Source organism: Cellvibrio sp. ARAG 10.3 (genome assembly GCF_051846955.1).
In the GTDB taxonomy this organism is placed as follows: Bacteria; Pseudomonadota; Gammaproteobacteria; order Pseudomonadales; family Cellvibrionaceae; genus Cellvibrio.
In genome coordinates this window covers 1-22,008 of the sequence record NZ_JBPYCU010000030.1, presented here as the reverse complement: position 1 = coordinate 22,008, position 22,008 = coordinate 1, and the positions used below count along the sequence as shown (strand labels likewise).

The 22,008-nt window shown below is 53.1% G+C and carries 15 protein-coding genes and 1 pseudogene; 10 read left to right on the top strand and 6 right to left on the bottom strand.

The genetic code is table 11. The annotated features are described in order from the left end of the window. From ACSV5M_RS21015 to ACSV5M_RS21005, 3 genes and pseudogenes are all read right to left on the bottom strand, one after another. Window positions 1-155: pseudogene (locus ACSV5M_RS21015) on the bottom strand (transposase); the annotation flags it as partial. Window positions 156-278: 123 nt separating this feature from the next. Then, on the bottom strand, window positions 279-794 hold the full coding sequence (locus tag ACSV5M_RS21010) for a hypothetical protein (RefSeq protein WP_439178783.1): 516 nt from the start codon (window positions 792-794) through the stop codon (window positions 279-281). Window positions 795-1,258: 464 nt separating this feature from the next. Beyond that, on the bottom strand, window positions 1,259-3,592 hold the full coding sequence (locus ACSV5M_RS21005) for a Tex family protein (RefSeq protein WP_439178781.1): 2,334 nt from the start codon (window positions 3,590-3,592) through the stop codon (window positions 1,259-1,261). A 280-nt stretch (window positions 3,593-3,872) separates the two neighbouring features. Between ACSV5M_RS21005 and ACSV5M_RS21000 the strand changes: the two genes are divergently transcribed. From ACSV5M_RS21000 to ACSV5M_RS20960, 9 genes are all read left to right on the top strand, one after another. Further along, on the top strand, window positions 3,873-4,655 hold the full coding sequence (locus tag ACSV5M_RS21000) for a GIN domain-containing protein (protein WP_439178779.1): 783 nt from the start codon (window positions 3,873-3,875) through the stop codon (window positions 4,653-4,655). Between the two features lie 171 nt (window positions 4,656-4,826). Continuing rightward, entirely contained in the window at window positions 4,827-7,673 is a 2,847-nt protein-coding gene (locus ACSV5M_RS20995; protein WP_439178778.1) for an insulinase family protein, read from the top strand. A 10-nt stretch (window positions 7,674-7,683) separates the two neighbouring features. Further along, window positions 7,684-8,865: an efflux RND transporter periplasmic adaptor subunit gene (locus tag ACSV5M_RS20990; RefSeq protein WP_439178777.1), complete on the top strand. Its 1,182-nt coding sequence runs from the start codon at window positions 7,684-7,686 to the stop codon at window positions 8,863-8,865. Then, a complete protein-coding gene (locus ACSV5M_RS20985) occupies window positions 8,862-12,011 on the top strand; it encodes an efflux RND transporter permease subunit (protein ID WP_439178776.1) in 3,150 nt (1,049 codons plus the stop codon). Before ACSV5M_RS20990 ends, ACSV5M_RS20985 begins: the two co-directional genes overlap by 4 nt. Further along, window positions 11,998-12,315, top strand: a complete 318-nt coding sequence (locus ACSV5M_RS20980) for a DUF3144 domain-containing protein (protein WP_439178775.1) — start codon at window positions 11,998-12,000, stop codon at window positions 12,313-12,315. The genes ACSV5M_RS20985 and ACSV5M_RS20980 overlap by 14 nt, the downstream gene beginning before the upstream one ends. An 85-nt stretch (window positions 12,316-12,400) precedes the next feature. After that, window positions 12,401-14,353, top strand: a complete 1,953-nt coding sequence (locus ACSV5M_RS20975; RefSeq protein WP_439178774.1) for a sialate O-acetylesterase — start codon at window positions 12,401-12,403, stop codon at window positions 14,351-14,353. A 52-nt stretch (window positions 14,354-14,405) separates the two neighbouring features. Further along, window positions 14,406-15,692, top strand: coding sequence for a TIGR03862 family flavoprotein (locus ACSV5M_RS20970; RefSeq protein WP_439178772.1), 1,287 nt, complete (start codon window positions 14,406-14,408; stop codon window positions 15,690-15,692). Window positions 15,693-15,870: 178 nt separating this feature from the next. After that, window positions 15,871-16,281 carry a nucleoside diphosphate kinase regulator gene (rnk, locus tag ACSV5M_RS20965; RefSeq protein ID WP_439178770.1) on the top strand — a complete coding sequence of 137 codons (411 nt, stop codon included), beginning with the start codon at window positions 15,871-15,873 and terminating at the stop codon, window positions 16,279-16,281. 166 nt (window positions 16,282-16,447) lie between these two features. Continuing rightward, window positions 16,448-17,740, top strand: coding sequence for a glycosyltransferase (locus ACSV5M_RS20960; protein WP_439178769.1), 1,293 nt, complete (start codon window positions 16,448-16,450; stop codon window positions 17,738-17,740). Window positions 17,741-17,800: 60 nt separating this feature from the next. On the opposite strand, the gene ACSV5M_RS20955 is transcribed toward ACSV5M_RS20960, so the two are convergent. Then, a complete protein-coding gene (locus ACSV5M_RS20955) occupies window positions 17,801-18,706 on the bottom strand; it encodes a hypothetical protein (protein WP_439178767.1) in 906 nt (301 codons plus the stop codon). A 194-nt stretch (window positions 18,707-18,900) separates the two neighbouring features. On the opposite strand from ACSV5M_RS20955, the gene ACSV5M_RS20950 reads away from it, so the two are divergent. Then, window positions 18,901-19,413 carry an RDD family protein gene (locus tag ACSV5M_RS20950; protein WP_439178765.1) on the top strand — a complete coding sequence of 171 codons (513 nt, stop codon included), beginning with the start codon at window positions 18,901-18,903 and terminating at the stop codon, window positions 19,411-19,413. Window positions 19,414-19,522: 109 nt separating this feature from the next. Here the strand turns inward: ACSV5M_RS20950 and ACSV5M_RS20945 are convergent, their stop codons facing one another. After that, window positions 19,523-20,080, bottom strand: a complete 558-nt coding sequence (locus ACSV5M_RS20945; protein WP_439178762.1) for a PA14 domain-containing protein — start codon at window positions 20,078-20,080, stop codon at window positions 19,523-19,525. Between the two features lies 1 nt (window position 20,081). After that, window positions 20,082-21,572, bottom strand: a complete 1,491-nt coding sequence (locus tag ACSV5M_RS20940) for a phospholipid carrier-dependent glycosyltransferase (RefSeq protein ID WP_439178760.1) — start codon at window positions 21,570-21,572, stop codon at window positions 20,082-20,084. Between the last annotated feature and the right edge of the window lie 436 nt (window positions 21,573-22,008).

Sequence of the window (22,008 nt, the reverse complement as noted above, 5' to 3'; positions counted from 1 at the left end):
TCGTTCGAGTATTTTTCGTGGAAAACCGACAGGTCGATATGGTTATCAATTAACTTGTGAAGGGTAAATTCAAAGGTACCGGGCTGCAGTTGCTCTTCAAAATCAATCACCACCATCGCGCTTTGACTGTAGTTGTATTTTTTGAAGTTTGGCATGGCAGCTATCCCTTGAAGTGATGCCGAATTTTATCAAAAAGTGACTTGTTTTCGGAGTTTTTCTACAGCTTCAACGCCCGCGTAAAGTACGCGAGGTACGAGCGCCACCTTTTGACGCGGTTGTTAGGCATTGTATCTTCCAACCCATTCAAAAACAGATACGCAAAATGGGAGAATGAATATCCTAGCATTCCATTCCTTTCCACTTTGTTGCTTCCCACTTAAATATACTTCTGGTAATTGCATTAACTCGTGATCTATATGATCAGCATGTATCACTTTATTGAAGCAAGAACGTAATGGCAGAGGATTTCCTTCAACGTCATCTCCAAGAATTTCTTCATATTCCCATCTGGATGCTGAGCCAGCTCTATTTTCACGGATGATTATATCGTCTAGCATTCTTCCAGAGATGCTTATACTGGTAAGAAGCGCTGAAACTTCTCGGCTATAAAAATCACCAAAACTTTTAAATAATTGAGCTTCGTTTCGATATTTAACATCACCTTCATCATCATCCCTTAGCCGCATGAAGCCATACCCAAGATTTAGCAAGATAAAAGCTTCGCGCTTTATCTTTTCGAAATCGACCACATGATTATGTTCTGATGGTAACTTCATCTTGATGATGCCTAACATTCATATCATAGCCTCGAAGGCCATTTCTTAGAGCCTCATATCTCCGACTCCGCGCTCACGCAAAACTAAGCTGAAACCCTTGAATCGTCAAGACTGAAGTCGAATCGCTCTGATTTTGCTTTCAGGCTAGATGATAGCCAAAGCCCTTATCAACTTTTAGCAGCAAAGCTGCTAACACATTGATATCCCATGATTTATTAACGGATTCCCTCCCTAATTCCAGATATGAGCCTAAAAGGCCGTTTTCTCAATGTCTCATATTTCAGAATAATAAAGTTTTCGAGCGCTCGGTAATCCGTCCACTTCGGGACCTTCGCTTAGTTCCTTAAAAGATTACAAATTCGCAATGTGATAACTGCGCCATACCCACAAACCAGCGCCGACTACAAATTGGTGTTTGCTTGGCATAAAAAAAGCCGCACATTTCTGCGCGGCTTCTCCATTTCTCTTCAGCAATAACCCAATTACTTCTTCTTCATCGCCTGCTGCAACAGCGCGCCCATACTGCCCATAGCCGGGGCGGGTGTCGGATTGTTGCGTTGCGCATTGCGCTGCTGGTTCTGTGAGGTACGCTGCCCACCCTTACCGCCTTTGCTATTGCCCTCTACTTTCTCACCCGGCGTATCGTCCAAACGCAACGACAACGCAATACGTTTACGCGGCACGTCAACTTCCATCACTTTGGCTTTTACGATGTCACCGGCTTTTACGACTTCGCGCGGGTCTTTTACAAAGGTGTTGGACAACGCGGAGATGTGTACCAGGCCGTCCTGGTGCACGCCGATGTCCACGAACGCGCCGAAGTTGGTGACGTTGGTGACGGTGCCTTCGAGGATCATGCCGGGAACCAGGTCGGTGATTTCTTCCACGCCGTCCTGGAATTGTGCGGTCTTGAATTCCGGGCGCGGGTCGCGGCCGGGTTTGTCGAGTTCTTTGAGGATGTCGGTGATGGTGGGTAAGCCGAATTTTTCATCCACGTATTCAGCCGGTTTTACGCCGCGCAGGAAGGTGGAGTCGCCGATAACGCCGCGAATATCGCGGCCATGTTTTGCGGCAATTTTTTCCACCACGGTGTAGGACTCCGGGTGGACCGCTGAGGCGTCCAGCGGGTTTTCACCTCCGGCAACGCGCAAAAAGCCTGCGGCCTGTTCAAACGTTTTTTCGCCAAAGCGCGGGACTTTTTTCAGCGCGGCGCGGGAGGTAAAGGCGCCGTTCTGGTTGCGGAATTCCACAATGTTATTGGCGAGGGTTGAGTTCAAACCGGATACCCGCGCGAGCAGGGCGGCGGAGGCGGTGTTAACTTCTACCCCGACGGCGTTCACACAGTCTTCTACTACCGCGTCGAGTGAGCGCGCCAGTTGCGATTGGGATACGTCGTGCTGGTATTGGCCCACGCCAATAGATTTGGGATCAATCTTCACCAGTTCGGCAAGCGGGTCTTGCAACCGGCGTGCAATCGAAATGGCACCGCGAATGGTGACATCCAGATCGGGAAATTCTTTGGCAGCAAATTCCGAGGCGGAGTAAACCGATGCGCCCGCTTCATTAACCACCACGCTGGTGGCTTGAATATCTTTGTGGGTTTTTAATACGTCTTTCACAAATTTTTCGGTTTCGCGCGAGGCGGTGCCGTTACCAATGGCAATCAAACCCACGTTGTGTTTTTTGCATAGTGCAACCAACACTTTCTCCGATTCAGCGATTTTGTTAAACGGCGGCGTGGGGAAGATCGCGCAGTGGTCCACGACTTTGCCGGTCGCGTCGACCACCGCCACTTTGACGCCGGTACGCATGCCGGGGTCGAGGCCGATGGTTGCTTTTTGCCCTGCCGGTGCAGCGAGCAGTAAATCTTTCAGGTTAGAGGCGAAGACTTTGATTGCATCTTCTTCGGCTTTTTCACGCAGCTCGCCGAGCAAATCTGTTTCCAGATGGGTTAACAATTTGACTCGCCAGGTCCAGCGCACCACTTCAGCTAACCAACCGTCGGCAGCGCGGCCCTGGTCGCGAATTTGCCAGTGTTCCGCCACCATGGTTTCGCAGGGGTGGCCCACGCGGTTTTCTTCGTCGCCGACTTTAATGGCGATGGTCAGCACGCCTTCGTTGCGGCCACGGAACATAGCAAGCGCGCGATGTGAGGGCGTGCTTTTAAGCGGTTCGTCGTGTTCAAAATAATCGCGGAATTTTTGTACTTCCTGCGAGGTGTCAGCTTCTTTGCCGGTGGCGACGCGCGCGCTGATGGTGGCTTCCTGTTGCAGGAAGTGACGCAGCTTGCCGAGCAGTTCGGCGTCCTCACTGAATTTTTCCATGAGGATATATTTGGCTCCGTCGAGCGCGGCCTTGGCGTCGTCGATCTTGTGTTCGGCATTCAGGTATTTAACCGCTTCGGCTTCGGGGTTCAGTGTGGGGTCGGCCAGCAAGGCTTCGGCCAGGGGTTCAAGGCCGGCTTCTTTGGCGATCTGGCCTTTGGTGCGGCGCTTGGGTTTGTAGGGCAGGTATAAGTCTTCGAGGCGGTTTTTGGTATCGGCTTGCAGGATGTCGCGCTCCAGTTCGGGCGTCAGTTTTTCCTGCTCGGTAATGCTCTTGAGGATCGCGGCGCGGCGCTCTTCCAGTTCGCGCAGGTAGCGCAGCCGCTCTTCCAGGGTCCGCATCTGGGTATCGTCCAGCCCGCCGGTCACTTCTTTACGGTAACGGGAGATAAAAGGAACCGTGGCGCCTTCATCCAGCAGCGCGACGGCGGCGCTGACTTGTTGTTCGTTGACACTTAATTCTTCGGCAATGCGTTGGGAGATACTGTTCATAGCGGGTAACTCTTAACTTATTAACGGAGTAAACCTGGTTAACGGAGCGTGACAGCGGCCGGGGCTGGCCTGCGTGTGAAGAGCATTATCCGCAAAACGGCGGCCCAGACCAGTCTTGTATTTGCCGGGCAAGTGTGCGTTTGGGCGGGTTTCCCAAAACGGCTAAACCCGGCTGCGGAAGAATCCCGGCAAGGGGTGAATCCAAAAGCCCGCCTGCCCGCATCCAAGGCAGTAACGATCACGGCTTTACGGCTTTTACACCCTACTGACGGAGCACACCATGAACACCTTTAAAGCGATCGCGTTATTGCTGTTGCTGTGGCAACCGCTGCTGGCCAGTGCCGAGGACAAAAACACCCGGGCCTTTGCGCTGGAAAATATCACGCACATCAATCTACGCGGCTCAGGCCAGATGCTGTTAACCCAGGGTGAGCAGGAGGCGCTGGCTATCACCGCCACCGACAAGGTTATGAAGGATGTGGAGATTCACCAAAAGGACGGCACCCTCTACCTGGATAACCGCTCCACCGGCTGGCGCTGGTTCGATTGGGGTGACAGCGGTGAGGTGATCTTTACGATCACACTGAAACAACTGGAGCGGTTGACCCTGACGGGCGCCGGGCAGGTAAAGAGTGGGGATTGGTCTGGTGACAAGCTGCACATTGACGTCACCGGGGCGGGCCATATGAATATGGGCAAGTTGCAGGTCAAGCAGCTTACGCTCAACCTGACCGGCGCCAGCCATATGAATATCGACCAACTGCAGGGCGATGAGCTGCGCGCGGACCTGACCGGCGCGTCTCATCTGACCTTTAAGCAGCCCGGCGAGGTGAATCGCCAGCAGGTTAACCTGGCCGGGGCCAGCCATTACAACGCCGCCCCGCTAAAGACGCGCGTCACCCGCGCCAGCCTGGCCGGCGCCTCCAACGCCGATGTCTATGCCACCGAGACGCTGGAAATAGAAGCCTCGGGCGCATCCAACGTGAGTTATTACGGCACCTCCCAGGCGCGCACCAATGTCAGCGGCATCAGCAATGCCAGGTATCGGGGCGAAGCGCCCTGATAAGAAGCGGTTTGATAAAAGTATCAGGGCCAAACCCAGCCACTGTCGTTTGACCGCACGCCGTATTTGCCGCTAACCTTCTCCGCGATTATCAGCCGCCACCCGAGGAACCCGAGTGGCGGCTGGCATGTCTGTAAATCCTCCCGCCGTTATCTGATAAAGGACCTCCGCATGCGTCACATCTCGCTCACGTTGTTGTTGACCTTATTGCTCACCGGGTTTGGGCTCACCGCCTGTGAAAACCTCGGCACAACGCCCCCGGCTGAGGTGCAACACGCGGTTACCGAAACCGTCATCCGCAAAAGCCCCAACGATGATCGCCGCTATGCGGTGCTGACCTTGCCCAATCAATTGCAGGCGGTACTGGTGTCTGACCCGAGCGTGGAAGTGACGGCCGTGTCCATGGGCGTGGGGGTCGGCAGTTATCAGGACCCGGCGGCGCACCCCGGCCTCGCACATTATCTGGAGCACATGTTATTTCTGGGCACGGAAAAATATCCGGAACCCAACAGTTTTCAAAAATTTGTCGACCAGAATGCGGGCATCTGGAATGCCTTTACCGCCGCCGACCACACCAATTATTTTTTCCAGCTAAATGCAGACAAGATTGACCAGGCGCTGGATTACTTCAGCGATTATTTCAAGAAGCCGACCTTTGATCCGCAATACAGCAACAAGGAACGCAACGCGGTGCACAGCGAGTGGTCATCGGGCCGCTCGCAGGATAACTGGATCATGTACCGCCTTAACGGCATCACCGCTAACCCGGAACACCCGGCGGCGCAATTTAATGTGGGCAACCTGGAAACCCTGACCGACAAACCGGACTCGCGCCTCCAGGATGCCTTGCTGGCGTTTTATGATCGCTATTATTCCGCGAACAACATGAAGCTCACCATTGTGGGCCGCCAGTCACTGGACGAATTAAAAGCGCTGACGGAAAAACATTTCGCGAGCATTCCCAATAAAAATATCCAGCCACCGGTGGTGACCACGCCGGGCATTACGCCCGCACAAATGGGCAAGACCATTCACTACCAATCGCTCAAGGACACCAAGCAATTACTGGTGGAATTTCCGATTACCGATAACTCCGACCAATGGCGGCTCAAGCCTAATGAGTTCATCAACAATCTGATTACCTCGGAAGAAGACGGCACGCTCGGTGAAGTGTTGCGCCGCGACGGCCTGGCCAACGCAGTTTACGGTTATGTGGTGCCGGATAACTACGGCCCGGATGGTTTCCTGCGCGTGATTGTAGAGATGACCGATAAAGGCATGAAGCAACGGGACAAGATCGTGGCCTCGGTATTTGCTTACATCGACCTGATTAAACAACAAGGGGTTGAGGAGCGCTATTTCAAGGAACTGAAAGCCATGCGCGAAAAAGATTTCGCCAGCCAGGCCAAGGCGCAACCGGTCCAGCAAGCCATTGAGTTGTCGCGCCAGCAATTTGATTACCCGGTTGAACATTTGCTGGACGCCAATTACGTGTTCGAGCGGTTTGATGAAACCGCCATCCGCCAGGTACTGGAGCAGTTGCAGCCGCAACGGTCACGCATCTGGTACGTGAGCAAAACCGAAAAAGCGGACCAGACCATTCCTTTCTATGAAGGCCGTTATGCCATCCGCGCTACCACCGCCGCCGAATTTGCACGCTGGGAAAAACTGGGCGAGACGATGCAGTTCAAACTGCCACCGGAGAACCAATTATTTTCTGACGCAACAGCGGAGATCGTGGCCGCCGTTTATGACCACCCGACGTTGATCATGGAGCAACCTGGCGCCGAAGTCTGGCTGATGCACGCGCAACATTATCGTGAAGATAAAGCCATGCTGGACCTCAACCTGAACGTGAATTTTGCGCTCGACAGTGCGCGCAACATCGTGCTTGCCTCGCTGCTGAATGATGTGTTTGCTTTGCAAACCACGACCCTGCGTGATCGCGCTGGCCGCGCCGGGCTGGATATCACCATTGACCTCACGCCGGAAAAAAGCCAGATGATTCGTATCACTGGCTACAGCAGCCAGCAACCCAGTTTGTTTACCAATCTCATTGATCACTTTGCACAATTGAAGATTAATGAACAGGATTTTTCCCAGGTATTGGACCGCTATCGGCTGGAGCGCATTAATGCGCGCAAGGCGGCACCGACGCAACAGTTGTTCAAGCATATGTGGCGCTTGTTGTATGTCGCCAACTGGACTGACGAAGAATTATTGGCCGCGGCCAACCAGCTGACCCGTGCGGATCTGGTGGCATACCACCGACGGGTACTGCAGGAAAATTTATTGCGCGGTTATGCCTTTGGTAACCTCACCGAGGAGACAGTAAAAGCAATTGCCGGTTATGCCGTTGAGCAATTTAATAGCCAGCGCTTGCCGCAAGAGCGCTTTATGTTACCGATGATTACGCCCAACCCACAGGTGGCCATCAATTTCCGTGAAGCCATCGACCAGACCGATAACGCGCTCTTATCCGGTGTTATCGGCACCGAAAAATCCGTTGAACAACATGCGCAACTGATGTTGCTCAATAGCGTTTTCTCCAATGAGTTCTTTACGCAACTGCGCACCAACGAACAAATGGGTTACACCGTCGGCAGCGCGCCGATCAATGTGGACGATTACCCGATGTTCGTGCTGTATGTGCAAAGCACCAACACGGAACTGCCCGCTATCAAAGACCGTATGGATCGCTTCCGCCAGGCATTTTTCACCCAATTGCAAGCGTTGGATGAAGCCACGTTGGAGCAAATGAAGCAGGCCGAGATTGCGCAGCTCACGCAAAAACCGACCGACTTTACCAGTGAGGCCCGCGAACATCTGTATGACTTCAAGTTCGGCCACCTGGATTTTGCGCGCAAGGAAAAGCTGGTCGCCGCGCTCAGCAAAACCACCAAGGCCGATATCTTGCAAACCTACGAAACGCTGTTGTTGCAACAGCAGGGCATGCCGGTGTTGATCCAGTTAAAAGGCACGCATTTTATTAACAGCGCCTTTGTAAAAAAACCTTAGGGTCATGTCTATGGGCGCCAGACACCGGTGGCAAGCGATTCCATTAGCCGTCAAATTGTTGGTCGTGGGTGCGGTGATGATTGCCGCATTGATCCTGCTCAAACCGCGCCCCGAACCGCGCCCTGCCGTCGAGCGACCACTGCCGGAAGTCAAGGTGGTGTTTGCCCGACCACAAACGCTTGCGTTGAACGTGACCGCCCAAGGGACCGTGCTACCGCGCCGCCAGATTGATGTTGTCAGTCAGGTCAGTGGACGCATCACGGCAGTGGCGCCCGCGTTTGTCGACGGCGGTTTTTTTGCGGCGGATGATTGGCTGGTGCAAATTGATGAGCGCGATTATCGCTACGCCTTGATCCAGGCCGACGCCAATGTGGCCGACGCCCAGCGCGCACTTACCAGTGAGCGCGGCCTGGCCCGACAAGCACAGCGGGAATGGCGCGATCTTGGCAACGCCGATGCCAATGATTTATTCCTGCGCAAGCCCCAGATTGCGGCCGCCGAAGCCTTGCTTGCCGCCGCGCGCGCGCAACGGGATCAGGCACAACTCAACCTCGAACGCACGCGCATCACCGCGCCGTTTAATGGGCGCATCAATGAAACCTTTGTCGACCTCGGGCAATTTGTGACCGCAGGCACGCGCGTTGCGTCCATCTACGATGCGGCAATAGCCGAAGTGCGCATTGCACTCACTGATTTGCAGGCACTATTAATTGATCTGCCGATCAACAACCATCCCGCTGCCACACCGGTCACACTGACAGGCACCATTGCCGGCGAAACCTATCACTGGCAGGGGCAGATGACGCGCACCGAAGCGAGCCTTGATCCGCAGTCGCGGATGTATCAGGTGATTGTGGAAATTGCTGAGCCGTTTAATCGCGAGCGCCATCCTGTGCCGCTGTTGATGGGCATGTACGTGACCGCAGAGATTAGCGGCAGAGCACTCGACAATATTATTCGTTTACCTAAAACCGCTGTGTTTCGCCGCGATCAGGTTTATACGCTCAACGCCGAGCAACAGGTGCAGGTAAAAACCGTGCAGGTGCTGCGCAGCGATGACCAGTTTGTGTGGATACGTGGCACCATTGCCGACGGCGAAGCCGTGGTGTTGGAACGGCAGGGCTACCTGAATCCGGGTATCACCGTCGCTATCACCAAGCCCACAACGGCAGCGCCTGAGGTTGCGCCGTGAATCGGTTGATTCAATGGTTTGTAGAAAACCGGGTTGCCGCCAACCTGTTGATGGTGTTTATCTTTATCGGCGGTTTTGCCAGCCTCGGCCAATTGGATAAAGAAGTTTTTCCGATGGTTGCGCGCAATATCATCGAGATCGAAATGAATTATCCCGGCGCGGGCCCTACGGAAGTCGAAGAGCAAATTGCTATTCGCATCGAAGAAGCCATCGCCGATATTGATGGCATCTATGAAATAACCTCGCGCTCGCGCCAGGGCCGCGCGTTGGTCACGGTGGAAGTCACCGAAGGTTATGACGCGCAACAAATTTTGAATGATATTAAAACCCGCGTGGATGCCATCAATACTTTTCCGCCGGATGTTGAGCGGCCGATCACGCGCCGGCAATTGCGCCGCAGCCCGCTAATGAGCCTCGCTTTGTATGGCGATGTCGATGAAGCCGCCTTAAAGGAAACCGGTTGGCGGGTGCGCAATGAATTAGCGTTATTGCCCGGCATTTCGCTGGTGCAACTCAACGGTACCCGCCCTTACGAAATGAGCATTGAAATCAGCGAAGCAAACCTGCGGCGCTATCAGCTCACCTTTGATGCGGTGGCCCACGCTATTCGCGGCGCGTCATTAAATTTGCCGGCCGGCGTCATCAAAACGCCGGATGGCGATATTCAAATCCAGACCCGCGCCCAGGCCGACACGGCGGAAGAATTTGGCCGTATTCCGGTGCTTACCCGCGCGGACGGCAGCAAATTATTGTTGCGCGATATTGCCGAAGTTCGCGACGGTTTTTCCGACCAGGATATCGTGGCGCAATTCAACGGCAAGCGCGCGGTGTTCCTGGAATTATCTATTACTGAAAATCCGGACATCATCGCCGCCACGGCCGAAGTTGAACGCTACCTTGCCCAAGCCAAACACACCTTGCCCGCCGGCATTCAGTTGGAAGTCTGGCGCGATATGTCAAAGCTGTTTGAAGGGCGTTTGAATTTATTGCTCAGCAATGCCTTCAGCGGTTTGATCCTGGTGTTTATTGTGCTGATGTTATTCCTGCGCCCCTTGCTCGCCATCTGGGTGTGCGTCGGCATCGCCACTGCCTTCGCGGGCGCCATCTGGTTATTACCGCACCTGGGCGTCAGCATCAATATGATTTCGCTGTTTGCGTTTTTGTTGGTACTCGGCATTGTGGTGGATGACGCGATCATCGTCGGCGAAAGTATCTACACCCGTCAGCAACACGGTATTCGCGGTAATGCCAGCGCAGCCAGCGGTGCCAAGATGGTGAGTGTGCCGGTTTTTTTTGCGGTAATCAGCACCATGATTTTCTTTGTGCCCATGCTCTCTATTCCGGGCACCATGGGTTCAATTTCTTATCCCATTCCAGTGGTGGTGATCCTCTGTTTATTTTTCTCGCTGGTGGAATCGCTGTTGATCTTACCTGCGCATCTTGCGCACATGAAACCGGAAGGCCCCAGCCGCTTTGCGAGCCTGCGCTGGTTAGCAACACAGCGTCACTGGCTGGCTGGTAAACTGGATTATCTGGCCGGCTCACTGTATCAACCGGCACTGCGCCGGATGCTCGCGTACAAAGGCGCGGTGCTGGTCGCATTTACCCTGGCGTTTGCCATTACGCTCACGCTGTTTGCCGCCGGCTGGTTGCGCAGCAGTTTTATGCCGGAGGTACCGGGCGATTCCGTGGAAGCGCGCGTGGTGTTGCCGGAAGGTACATCGTTTTATGAGACGCGCCGCATCATGCAGCAAGTGCAGGACGCTGCGTTAGCCGTACGCGACGATGAACAATTACTCGCCGACAATGAAGGCGAACCCTTTATCCAGGGAATTCAGACCTGGGCTTACGGCGTGAACATTTATGTCGCTATCGCTTTACAGGATGCCGAACAGCGCCAGGTATCGATCATCGATATCAATCAACGCTGGCGTGAGCTCATCGGCGCGATTCCCGAAGCCAAGGAATTTCGCCTCGACTTCACCGTAAATGCTGTGGACGATGATATTCGTTTGAACATGAGCATCAGCAGCAATGATCTCGACGAGCAGCGCCGCGCGACGGAAGCGGTGCGTGCCGCATTGGAACACTATGCGGAAGTATTCGATCTGCGTACCAGCCTCGAAGCCTCGCGCCCCGAAATTGATTTGCGTTTAAAACCCAATGCCGAGATGCTCGGCGTCGATCTGCAATTAATCGCACGGCAAGTGCGTCAGGCATTCTACGGTGAAGAGGTACAACGCATTCCGCGCGGCATTGAAGATGTGCGCGTACTGGTGCGTTATCCGGAAGCGGATCGTCAAACCCTGGAGCAACTCAATCACATGCGCATTCGCACGGCGACCGGGGCGGAAATTCCGTTAACCGAAGTCGCCGAGATCGCGTTTGTACCGGGTTACACCGTCATCGACCGGCGCGATCGCAAACGCAGCATTGCCATCACCGCCAATGTACAGGATGTGGGCGACCCGAATGCCATCGTTGCTGATGTGCTTGCACGGCATTTACCGGCATGGCAGCGGGAATTTCCCGGCTTTACCTTACGCCCCGACGGCACCATGCGCGACCAGGCCGATTTTATGGCCTCGGTTAAAAAGAATTTTATGCTGGCGGTGGTGTTGATCTACGGTTTGATGGCGATCAGTTTCCGTTCCTATTGGCAGCCCTTGTTGATCCTCACCGCCATCCCGTTTGGTTTTATGGGCGCGGTGTTCGGGCATATGATCATGGGGCGCGAAGTGAGCATGTTGTCCATGCTCGGATTTATCGCCTGTGCCGGCGTGGTGGTGAATGACAACCTGGTTTTGCTGGATCGCATCAATCAATTACGCCAGCAGGGGCTTGATGTCGTGGAATCGGTGGTGCAGGGCGGGCGTGATCGTTTTCGCGCAATCTTGTTGACATCCATCACCACGTTTATCGGACTGGTACCGATTATGGCAGAACAAAGCGTGCAGGCGCGCTTCCTGATTCCCATGGTGATTTCCCTCGCCTTTGGTGTACTCTTCGCCACCCTGGTGACCCTGGTGCTGGTACCCAGTTTATATGTCACCGCCGAGTCCGTAGGTTACCGTTGGCTGGCCTGGCGCAACAGAATGTTTCCCTCAACTACAGACAATCAAGAGAATCACAATGAGCCACGATGAAGATGTATTCTGGAATCTGGTAGATCAATTTATCCAGCGCGCGAACGATGCCTGCGATGACGCCGATCCGGGTGTAGTGAGCGCCGCACTGCTAAATGCCGCCGCGCGCTTCAATGCGTTTGTGGTTGCCACAGCCTCGTTGGATCGCAAGGAATATATTGAAGAGATGGACAGCTCACTCAATTATCTTACCGGCCGCTACCGCGAAATTCTGCGCGATAACCTGGAAGATTATCGCGAGCATTACAAAGAATATATTCGCGCTGACGACAATACTGACGAGAGCCCGCACAAAAAAGAATAACGATTCGCACCACCCGCCAACTGGTATACAAGTATTGCTTTTGTGGCTATAGTCTACCCACTTGATCATACCGGGTGAGGTACCTATGTCCAGGATAACAATAAAGACTGTGAATCGTTTGCTGTGTTGCTCTTTGCTGAGCCTGTTGTTTATCGCTTCTGCCCAGGCCGATGTGCGCCTGCCCCGTTTGCTGAGTGACGGTGCCATCCTGCAGCGCGATAAGCCCATCACCATCTGGGGCTGGGCTGATGAGGGCGAAGCCGTCAATGTACGTTTCGGAAAACAGGAACGGCACACGCAAGCCAAAGCGGGCCGTTGGGAAGTTCGTTTTCCGGCGATGAAAGCGGGCGGGCCTTATACCTTAACCATCCAGGGCAATAATACCCTGCAATTGCAGGATATCTGGCTCGGCGATTTATGGATTGCGGCGGGCCAATCGAATATGGAATTGCCGCTGCGACGCGTGCACTACCGCTACCCCACCGTGATTGCGGAAACGCAGTTACCCAAAGTCCGCCAGTTCTCCGTTCCCCTGACCTACGAATTTAAACAGCCGCGTGAGGATTACCTGCAAGGCGAATGGAAAACCGCCACACCGGATAATCTCGCCGGCTTTTCAGCGGTCGGATTCTTTTTTGCGCGCGACCTGCATCAGCAATACGGCGTGCCCATCGGCATCCTCAGTATTGCGGTGGGCGGCTCACCGGTCGAGGCCTGGATGAGTGAAGCCGCGCTGAAGGATTATCCGGATTATCTGGCAGCGGCAAATACATTTAAAAATGATGACGTGCTGCAAAAAACCATCGCACATGATAAGGCCAACAGCGATGCCTGGTATGCCAAAGCCAAGGCCGAAGACGCGGGCCTGAAAGCCAAACCGGTGTGGTCTTTGCCAGATGCCAGTACCGCTGACTGGAAAACATTTCAGGTACCGGGTTTTGTCAAAGAACAGGGCATTGAATTTACCAACGGCATTATCTGGTTCAGGAAATCTTTTACCCTGACTGCGCAACAAGCACAACAATCGGCAAGCTTGTGGTTAGGTTGTATCGTTGACGGTGACGAAACCTATCTCAATGGTCAATTGATCGGCCAAACCGGTTATCAATATCCACCGCGTATTTATGATGTCCCTGAGGGCTTATTAAAAACCGGTACCAATGAAATCCGCGTACGCGTCACCAGCTATTCCGGTAAGCCCGGCTTTGTGAAAGACAAAGATTATGCCCTGAAGCTGGCGAATGAACAGATTGATCTGCGGGGCGACTGGTCTTACAAGATCGGTATGCACGCCGATGCCATGCAGGCCTCCACAACACTTCATTATCAACCCACCAGTTTATTCAAGGCCAAACTGGCTCCGGCCTTTCCGTTTAACATCAAAGGCGTGATCTGGTTTCAGGGAGAGTCCAACGTCGGGCGCTGGCAAGAATACGAGGATTTATTTACCGGCATGATCGGCGATTGGCGCGCGCATTTTGACCAGGGCAATTTCCCCTTCCTGTTTGTGCAACTGGCCAATTTTATGGAGCCAAAAACCTCACCGGGTGACAGCGAATGGGCACAGCTGCGCGAAGCGCAACGCAAGGCACTGGCGGCGCCCAATACTGCTATGGCTGTCGCGATTGATGTGGGCGAATGGAATGATATTCATCCCTTGAACAAATCTGCTGTGGGTGAGCGTCTTGCGCTGGCCGCACGGCAAGTGGCTTACGGTGAAAAGAAGTTACTGGCATCCGGCCCGCAGGTGAAATCCGTCAAACGCCAAGGTAAGACACTGGTGGTGCGCTTTGATCATGTAGGCAAAGGTTTGCAGATCCGTGGCGATACCCTGCAGGAAGTGGCCATTGCCGGAAAAGACCAGGTGTTCGTCTGGGCCAAGGCAAAACTGGATGGCGATAAACTGATTGTATGGCACGACGACATTGCCGAACCCGTCTGGGTGCGTTATGCCTGGGCCGATAACCCGGTCAATGCAAATCTGTATAATAGCGCCGACCTTCCAGCATCGCCTTTCCAGATCAGCATCAAACACTAAGGTGTGCTGCTGATGGTTCGCCGATGTTTTCTCTCGACATCGGTGAACCAGATTGACTGACACGCTTCCTTTTAACTCACCCGCTACCTCACCCACGGTCGCCATTATCGGCGGCGGTCCCGCCGGCTTGATGGCTGCTGAAGTCATCGCCGATGCGGGTATTGCGGTCTCTGTCTACGACGCCATGCCGTCCCTCGGACGAAAATTTTTATTGGCCGGTGTGGGCGGCATGAATATTACCCACGCCGAAGACCCGGCGTTATTCCTGACCCGTTACGGCCGTGCCACAACGCAACTCGCACCCATCATCCAACAATTTAATGCGCAGGCCTTGTGCGATTGGGTGCAGGGTTTGGGTATTGAAACCTTTGTGGGAACATCCGGGCGCGTCTTCCCCAGCGCCATGAAAGCGGCGCCGCTGTTGCGCGCCTGGTTGCACCGCTTGCGCGAGCGCGGCGTAAAATTTTTTCCGCGTCATCATTGGCTGGGCTGGACAGATACCGGTGAGCTGCGTTTTCAACATCACTCACCGTCCCACGCTGAAGAAGAATTACTGCTCTCGCCCGACGCCTGCGTTCTGGCATTGGGCGGCGCCAGTTGGCCGCGTTTAGGTTCCGATGGTGCCTGGGTGCCCTGGTTGCGTCAGCGGGCGATTGCGGTGGCGGATTTACAACCGAGCAATTGCGGGTTCGAGATTGCATGGAGCGAATTTTTTCGCGGCAAGTGTGCCGGGCAGCCCTTAAACACCGTGAAGCTTTCCATCACCGACCACACCGGCAAGGACCATCAACAGCGCGGCGAAGCGACGCTTACTGAACATGGCATCGAAGGGAATGCCATTTATGCCTTATCTGCTGTCATACGCGACACAATTCACCATGCCGGCTACGCCGATGTTGTTATCGATTTGTTGCCCGACCAGTCGGAAGACACTATTGGGATGCGGTTACAAAAAAACAGAGGCAAGGATTCCGTCAGTAATTTTTTACGCAAGCAGTTGAAATTGCCACCGATAAAAATCCAGCTGTTGCGCGAGTTGGCACCTGCCTCCGTATGGCAGGATAATCTTTTATTGGCCACCTCCATAAAATCCCTAGCGGTGCGTCTGTTGCGTCCCAGACCTTTAGGCGAAGCGATCAGCAGCGCCGGCGGAATTTGTTTTTCTGCGTTGGATAATCAATTAATGTTACGCGAGTTGCCCGGCGTATTTTGCGCAGGTGAGATGCTGGACTGGGAAGCACCCACTGGCGGCTACTTGCTAACCGGCTGTTTTGCCACAGGTCGCAAGGCCGGGCACGGCGTTGTGAACTGGTTAAAAAAATCCGCAACAGACGATTAAAGCTGTTATTTTTACGTGAACTTTTTGTGAGTGTTTGTTACGCCACATAGGGTTTTTGATGCTCTTGCTGTTTCAATTTCGCTTCCTTATTATCGAACCTGCCCTTCTTTTTAAACGTCTAATAATTCAAAGAAAACAACCTGTTGTTAACCTCCGGTCCTCGTGCCGGTGATCAACCATGTTCGAGGTTTTTATGGCAAGTGAAGCACAGATCGTTATTACTGAGCGGGATTTCGAACAACTGGAAGCCTTGCTTAATTCATTACCAAAATTTAATCATTCCGGCGCCTGCCGCCTGATGGGTGGATTGCAACGGGCCGATGTGGTGGCCTGCGATAAGCTGGCGCCCAATGTTGTCACCATGCATTCGCGCGTCACCTTTACCGTACTATCCACCGGCGAGGTATTTACTTACACGTTGGTTTATCCCCAGGATACCGATGGTTGTGCCGACAAGATTTCCGTGCTGGCACCTATGGGCAGTGCCTTGCTCGGCATGTCGGTCGGGCAGGAAATTGAATGGTTTATCTCCACCACCAAAACCATTCGCGTGCGCATTGATGCGGTGGAGTACCCGGAACAGGTTTGATAAATTAATTTTCGGAAGAGAACCGCGCCCTGGAAACCACTCCTGCCGCGAGGGAAGCTGTGGGGCGCTAACATGACCACGCCGGGACGCCCATGATGTTAAACGAGCAACTCGTCAGCTAATTCCCTATAATCACTCGCACCCTTAATAACCTGCGTGCGTTCTCGTGATAAACACTGTCCTGATTATCGGTTATGTCTGGCCCGAGCCCAATTCATCGGCGGCGGGTTCGCGTATGCTGCAACTGATCACCGGTTTCCTGCACCAACATTGGCGCGTGACCTTTGCCTCTGCCGCCGGGCTTTCTGAACATCGGATTAACCTGACAACACTGGGGGTCGAAGAAAAAACCATCGCCCTCAATTGTTCAAGTTTTGATGAATACCTGAAAGCATTAAATCCCGATCTCGTCGTGTTTGATCGTTTTTTTACCGAGGAACAATTCGGTTGGCGAGTGGCTAACAACTGCCCCAAAGCCGTGCGGGTTTTGAATACCGAAGACTTGCACAGCTTGCGTTACGCGCGCCAGCAGTTATTGAAAAAACAACAACAGTCGGCGGCAACGGAAGCAGAAAAATATCAGCTTTATCCAGCCATGGCAGACGATAAAATTTTATATAACATGATGGCTGGTGATGATATGGCACAACGGGAGATCGCTGCGATTTACCGTTGCGATATCAGCTTGATGATCTCCCGCGCTGAATACCGTTTATTGCAACAGGCGTTTTCAATACCGGAGCATTTGTTGCATTACTGCCCGTTCCTGCTGCCACCGCCGACATCGTCCCAGCCAGCCTTTGCGCAACGACAGGATTTTATAACCATCGGCAATTTTCGCCATGAACCCAACTGGGACGCGGTGCTGTGTCTCAAGCATTACCTATGGCCGCGCTTGCGCGCACAACTTCCCCAGGCTCAGTTGAAGATTTACGGGGCCTATCCGCCGCCCAAAGCCACCGCCCTGCATAACCCACAACAGGGCTTTTTGATCTGCGGCTGGGCCGATGATGCCTATGCCGTAATGCAACAAGCGCGCGTGTGCCTTGCGCCCTTGCGTTTTGGTGCTGGCCTCAAAGGGAAATTGATTGACGCCATGCAATGCGGCACACCCAGCGTGACAACATCCGTGGGTGCGGAAGGCATCGGGGACGCGGAAAATTGGCCCGGATGTGTTGCCGATGATGTTGATCACTTTATTTCCGCAGCGGTGCGCTTATATGAATCACCAGCGGAGTGGCAAGCCGCGCAGAACCGTTGCGCGACGGGATTGCAGCCATTCTCTGCCGCGGCGTTATTACCTTCGTTGATCAGTAAACTGGAAGCAACCGCCGATAATCTGGAAACCCATCGGCGCGACAATTTTATCGGTGCCATGCTGCAACACCATCAACATAAAAGCACGCAATATATGTCGCTATGGATTGAACAAAAAGCCAGGAATGCGCAGCAGAGTTAATCGTCGCCGAATAACTTCTGGAAATTACCTCTCAAGTAAATGAGCACCGGAATCAGCTTTTCAACGCAGCATCACGGCGCCAAGCGATTTTTGAGGCGATTGCTCAAGATCGAAGACACGGCGTTCTTTATTAGCCAGCTCCTCATAGCCTCGCTTGAAGCTTGGGACGCTAAAAAATAATTCATTAAAACTGCCATCTTCAATGGCCAGTTGCAAACCCCGCTCAATACGCTCGGCCAGTTTTTTATCGCGCGGGTTGACGAAGAAATAAATCGGGGCGGGATAATAAAACATCAAATGCTCTTCAATCACCAAACCTTTATCGGCGTGCGCTTGTTGCTCGTCCCAGATCTCGTACAAGCCCCGAGGGAAATAATCGAAACGTTTACCGGCGAGCATGGTAAATAACAAATCGTAATGGGCCGAAGTCACCACCGGCAGGTCGTTATTCTGCATCACCTGGGTATCGGGCCAGTTGGACACCGAACCGGCACGCAGGCGACGCAAATCATCCAGGGAGCGGATCGCACGGAAGGTGTCGCGATCCTTTTGACGAATCAGGAAAATACGATGGCTGTTCAACCCCTGTAATAAGGACACGCGAATGGGCAGCAGCTCCCGCTCACGATCTTCGTCGGGGCTGGTCCACAAGACGTTGATGGAGCGACCGAATTTCAGCTCGGAGATAATGCGCGCGGAGGTAAAATTATTGCGGAAATAATGGACCTCGTAAGGGCCGTGGGTGGCGACCGTCTTGTCGAGGGCCAGGCTCAGGAGTTTCGGGAAATACGTTTGGTGGCTCGGTGCGCTGGCTTTAATAAATGGCAGGACAATCTGTTGCACCTCTTGTTGATTGACCGCGACCTGTTGATTGCCTGTGGCCGAACAACTGGCAACAAGGAGTAGGCCGACGACTAACTGCCGGATCGATTGCGCGCACTGGAATAATCTCCGTACCGATAACATTGCCTACGTACCCGTAAAAAAATCTGCTCGGCGATCCCGTCGGTGATTAATTCAGTATAGATTAAGTCTCACCCAGCGCCATGGTCGACCAGCGCACCCGCCGTTCAGGCTCCCATATTATTCGCAAATGATTTAGCATGGCTCACTCTTCAGTTGTTGAGTCATACCTATTTTTATCAGTACAAGGAATTAACATGGAAAACCCCTATCAATCACCAAACGCTGACCTGATGAGCACGCCGCCCGAAAATGACGGCACAACCATGCCCTTGGCTTCAAAGTGGGCGCGCTTGTTCGGTGCCATCATCGACGGCATCATCGGCATCCTGATTGCTATCCCTTTCTGGATACTGATCGGCGGCTTCGACATGATCATGGGTGGAACAGAGCCACCGCTTCAGTACACACTGCTCGGCGGGGTGTATGGTTTTGTGGCGTTCCTGTTGGTCCACGGTTATCTGTTGAAGACCTACGGACAAACCGTGGGCAAGAAGATGTTGGGTACCCGGATTACCGATATGCAAGGTAACCTGCCGGCGTTTGGCCCCCTGATCCTGAAACGCTACCTGCCGATCTCGGTGGTATCGATTATTCCAGTAATCGGACCGCTGCTGACCTTGATTGATATCCTGTTTATCTTCCGCAGTGATCGCCGCTGTGTGCACGACCTGATTGCGGGCACCCAGGTATTAGAGGAAAGAAAATAAACGATTGGGTTTGAAGCCCCGGCCACGGAGGCGTCGATGCCTCGTGGCCGGGTTTATGATACCGAGGCGAAACATTCCACCTGACAAACCTTTTACATCCTGGCGTTTATCAAAACCGCATATATCTCGAATCATCGCCAAAATAATAGGCTTTACCGTCGCTGTTATACAAATACTGCACCGTCAAACCCGATTGCCCATATCCCTGGAAATAAGAGAACCGAAAGTTATGTTTTCCCTCGCTTAGGGTCGCCGGACAACTCTGCATGGAGAACGGACGATCGCGCTGGAATTCACACAAGGGTTTACCATCAATCGCGGCGGTAAAGCCATCATCGCTGGCGATATTAAAGCGGTATTGCCCTGCGACTTTCACCGTGAACTCATGATCAACATCCACAAAAAATTGATCGTGGTAGCCGATATCACCTAGCTTATCGTGGCGAAAGCGACTCTTGTTGTAGAGGTTCAGATTATCCACCATGACCTCTTTGGTAAATTCCACATCGCGCGGCTGATTGATGGTGCTAATTTGTGCGCGGTTCTTGACGATGGTGAGTTTAATCACCGGATCAACATACACCGGTGTGATGCGCCACAGGATAACCACCGTTACCACCGCTAACAGAATCGACAGGGCCGTATTTTTATTCATTGTCAGTTTCATCTTATCTCACCACATTCAATTGCCAGAAGCTGAACCAGTTGCGCAACGCGAACTCATCTTCAGTCATCTGGAAGCCGTAGGTAAACGGCGAGAAGAAGGCGAATACCCCGATAACCAGCAGCACAAACACACCCAGGTTAATCATAGTGTGGCGCTGATTCGCGATCACTTCATCGCGGAAGATATAGGTGAACACCATCGCCAGGTTGAGCGCACCAAACACCAGCGGTACCAGGTAGTGATACAGGTACATCACCCGTTCAATTTGCAAGATGGCGATCATGTAGCACACATATAACGCGGTGAAGGCACAGACCCAATAAAACAGCGGCTCGTCTTTGACTTTGTTTCCATAGACGAATTTACTGGTGAGCAAACCGACCGAGAGAATAACGCCGAGCAACACCGAGAACCACACGATAGGGTTGCAGATGATTTGCATATAACGCACCTGCACCTTGCCGTCGATGGTGTCTTTGTCCCAGCGGTAATTGATGCTCTTTTTACCGATGGGCCAGCCCGATGCATGGCTGCCATTTTCACCGGGCTTGCACACATCCAGGCGCGGTACACCGTCGGCATATTCGGAGATGTAACGCCAGTTATCTTTCATACCCACCATAAACGCCGAGGGTGTAAAGGTTTCGCCTTTGCGAATGTAATTAAGGTATTCCGGTGAGGCTTTATAGGTGCGGTTGTTAACGACTTCGGTCCCCATCCCGATATGGATATAAAAAATACCAAAGAACACCAGCAGTAACGGCGCAACCCCGGCAGGTACCGTCACCGCCAGACGCTTGAGCAAGGCCAGCCATTTTAACTGTTTGATGTTCTGCCATTGGTCCACACCCCACAGCATGACAAACAACAGCAATAAGATGGCACCGTTCAGTTTTACCGCAATTGCCAAGCCGATCAGCACACCCAGGATCGCGTAGTGCGGCAAACGTATGCGTTTGCCGCTGGTGATCACGCGCACCATGTAATAGATCGCCCCCAGGATGAAAAACATCTGGATGCCTTCCAACATCACCGAGCGCGAGTGAATCACCATGGCGTTGTCAAAAATTACCAGCGCGGTAAACGCCGCCGCCACCCATTTCCGCCGGGTGATGCGGTGCACAATGCCGTAGAAAAACAATACCGAAAACGCCATCAGGAAGGTCGATGGCAAGCGGAAACCGGTGTAGCGCATGCCCGCAGGCGCGGCGTCGCCGGTAAGGTAATCCGTCTCGTTGAGCGCACGTTTGTCGATGTTTTTGTTGGCACCGACCAGCGTTTCACCCACCGCCATCAACATCTTGCCCAGCGGCGGGTGCGGCTCCATGTACATGACGTTGTCGATGTGTTTTTGAGCCGAGGCAATATGATAATTCTCATCCCAGAACATGGCTTTGGGATTGCCATAGAGGGTGCCGTAAATAATCAGGGAAATAATGAGGATGCCAGCGGGAACCAGGTAGTCGCCGTATTTTTTCAGGAAGTCTTGCATACGCGGTTTCTTGTTGTCAGTTAAAGTTTTGTCAGTCTTCCGGTGCAATGCGGGTGCATTGCCATCAATGGAATGGCTGGTTAAGTGCGCGTCGGATACCACTGTTGTTATTTTGGCCCGCGATCATAACACTTGCGCCGCAGGCGTTTGAGTGAAAAGTACACATCGACTGTCGGGATCGTGATGACGATCTCATGGGCAAGCACTGGTTATTTTTCTGCTTGAACGATCAGGTCGGGTGTACAAGGAGGCTGATTTTGCCTTGTTCAGGCGAGACAGGCAAATGGGGTGGTGAAAGCACGCTGACTGTTTCGAAGGGAATGTTTAGCACCCTTTCAGCGTACGAATAAAATTGACGTTCGCACAATGCGAGTTTGGCGTTAGGCCTGTTGTTTCGAAACCTTCAAGTCAGGGACGACTTGAAGGAGCTACAGGG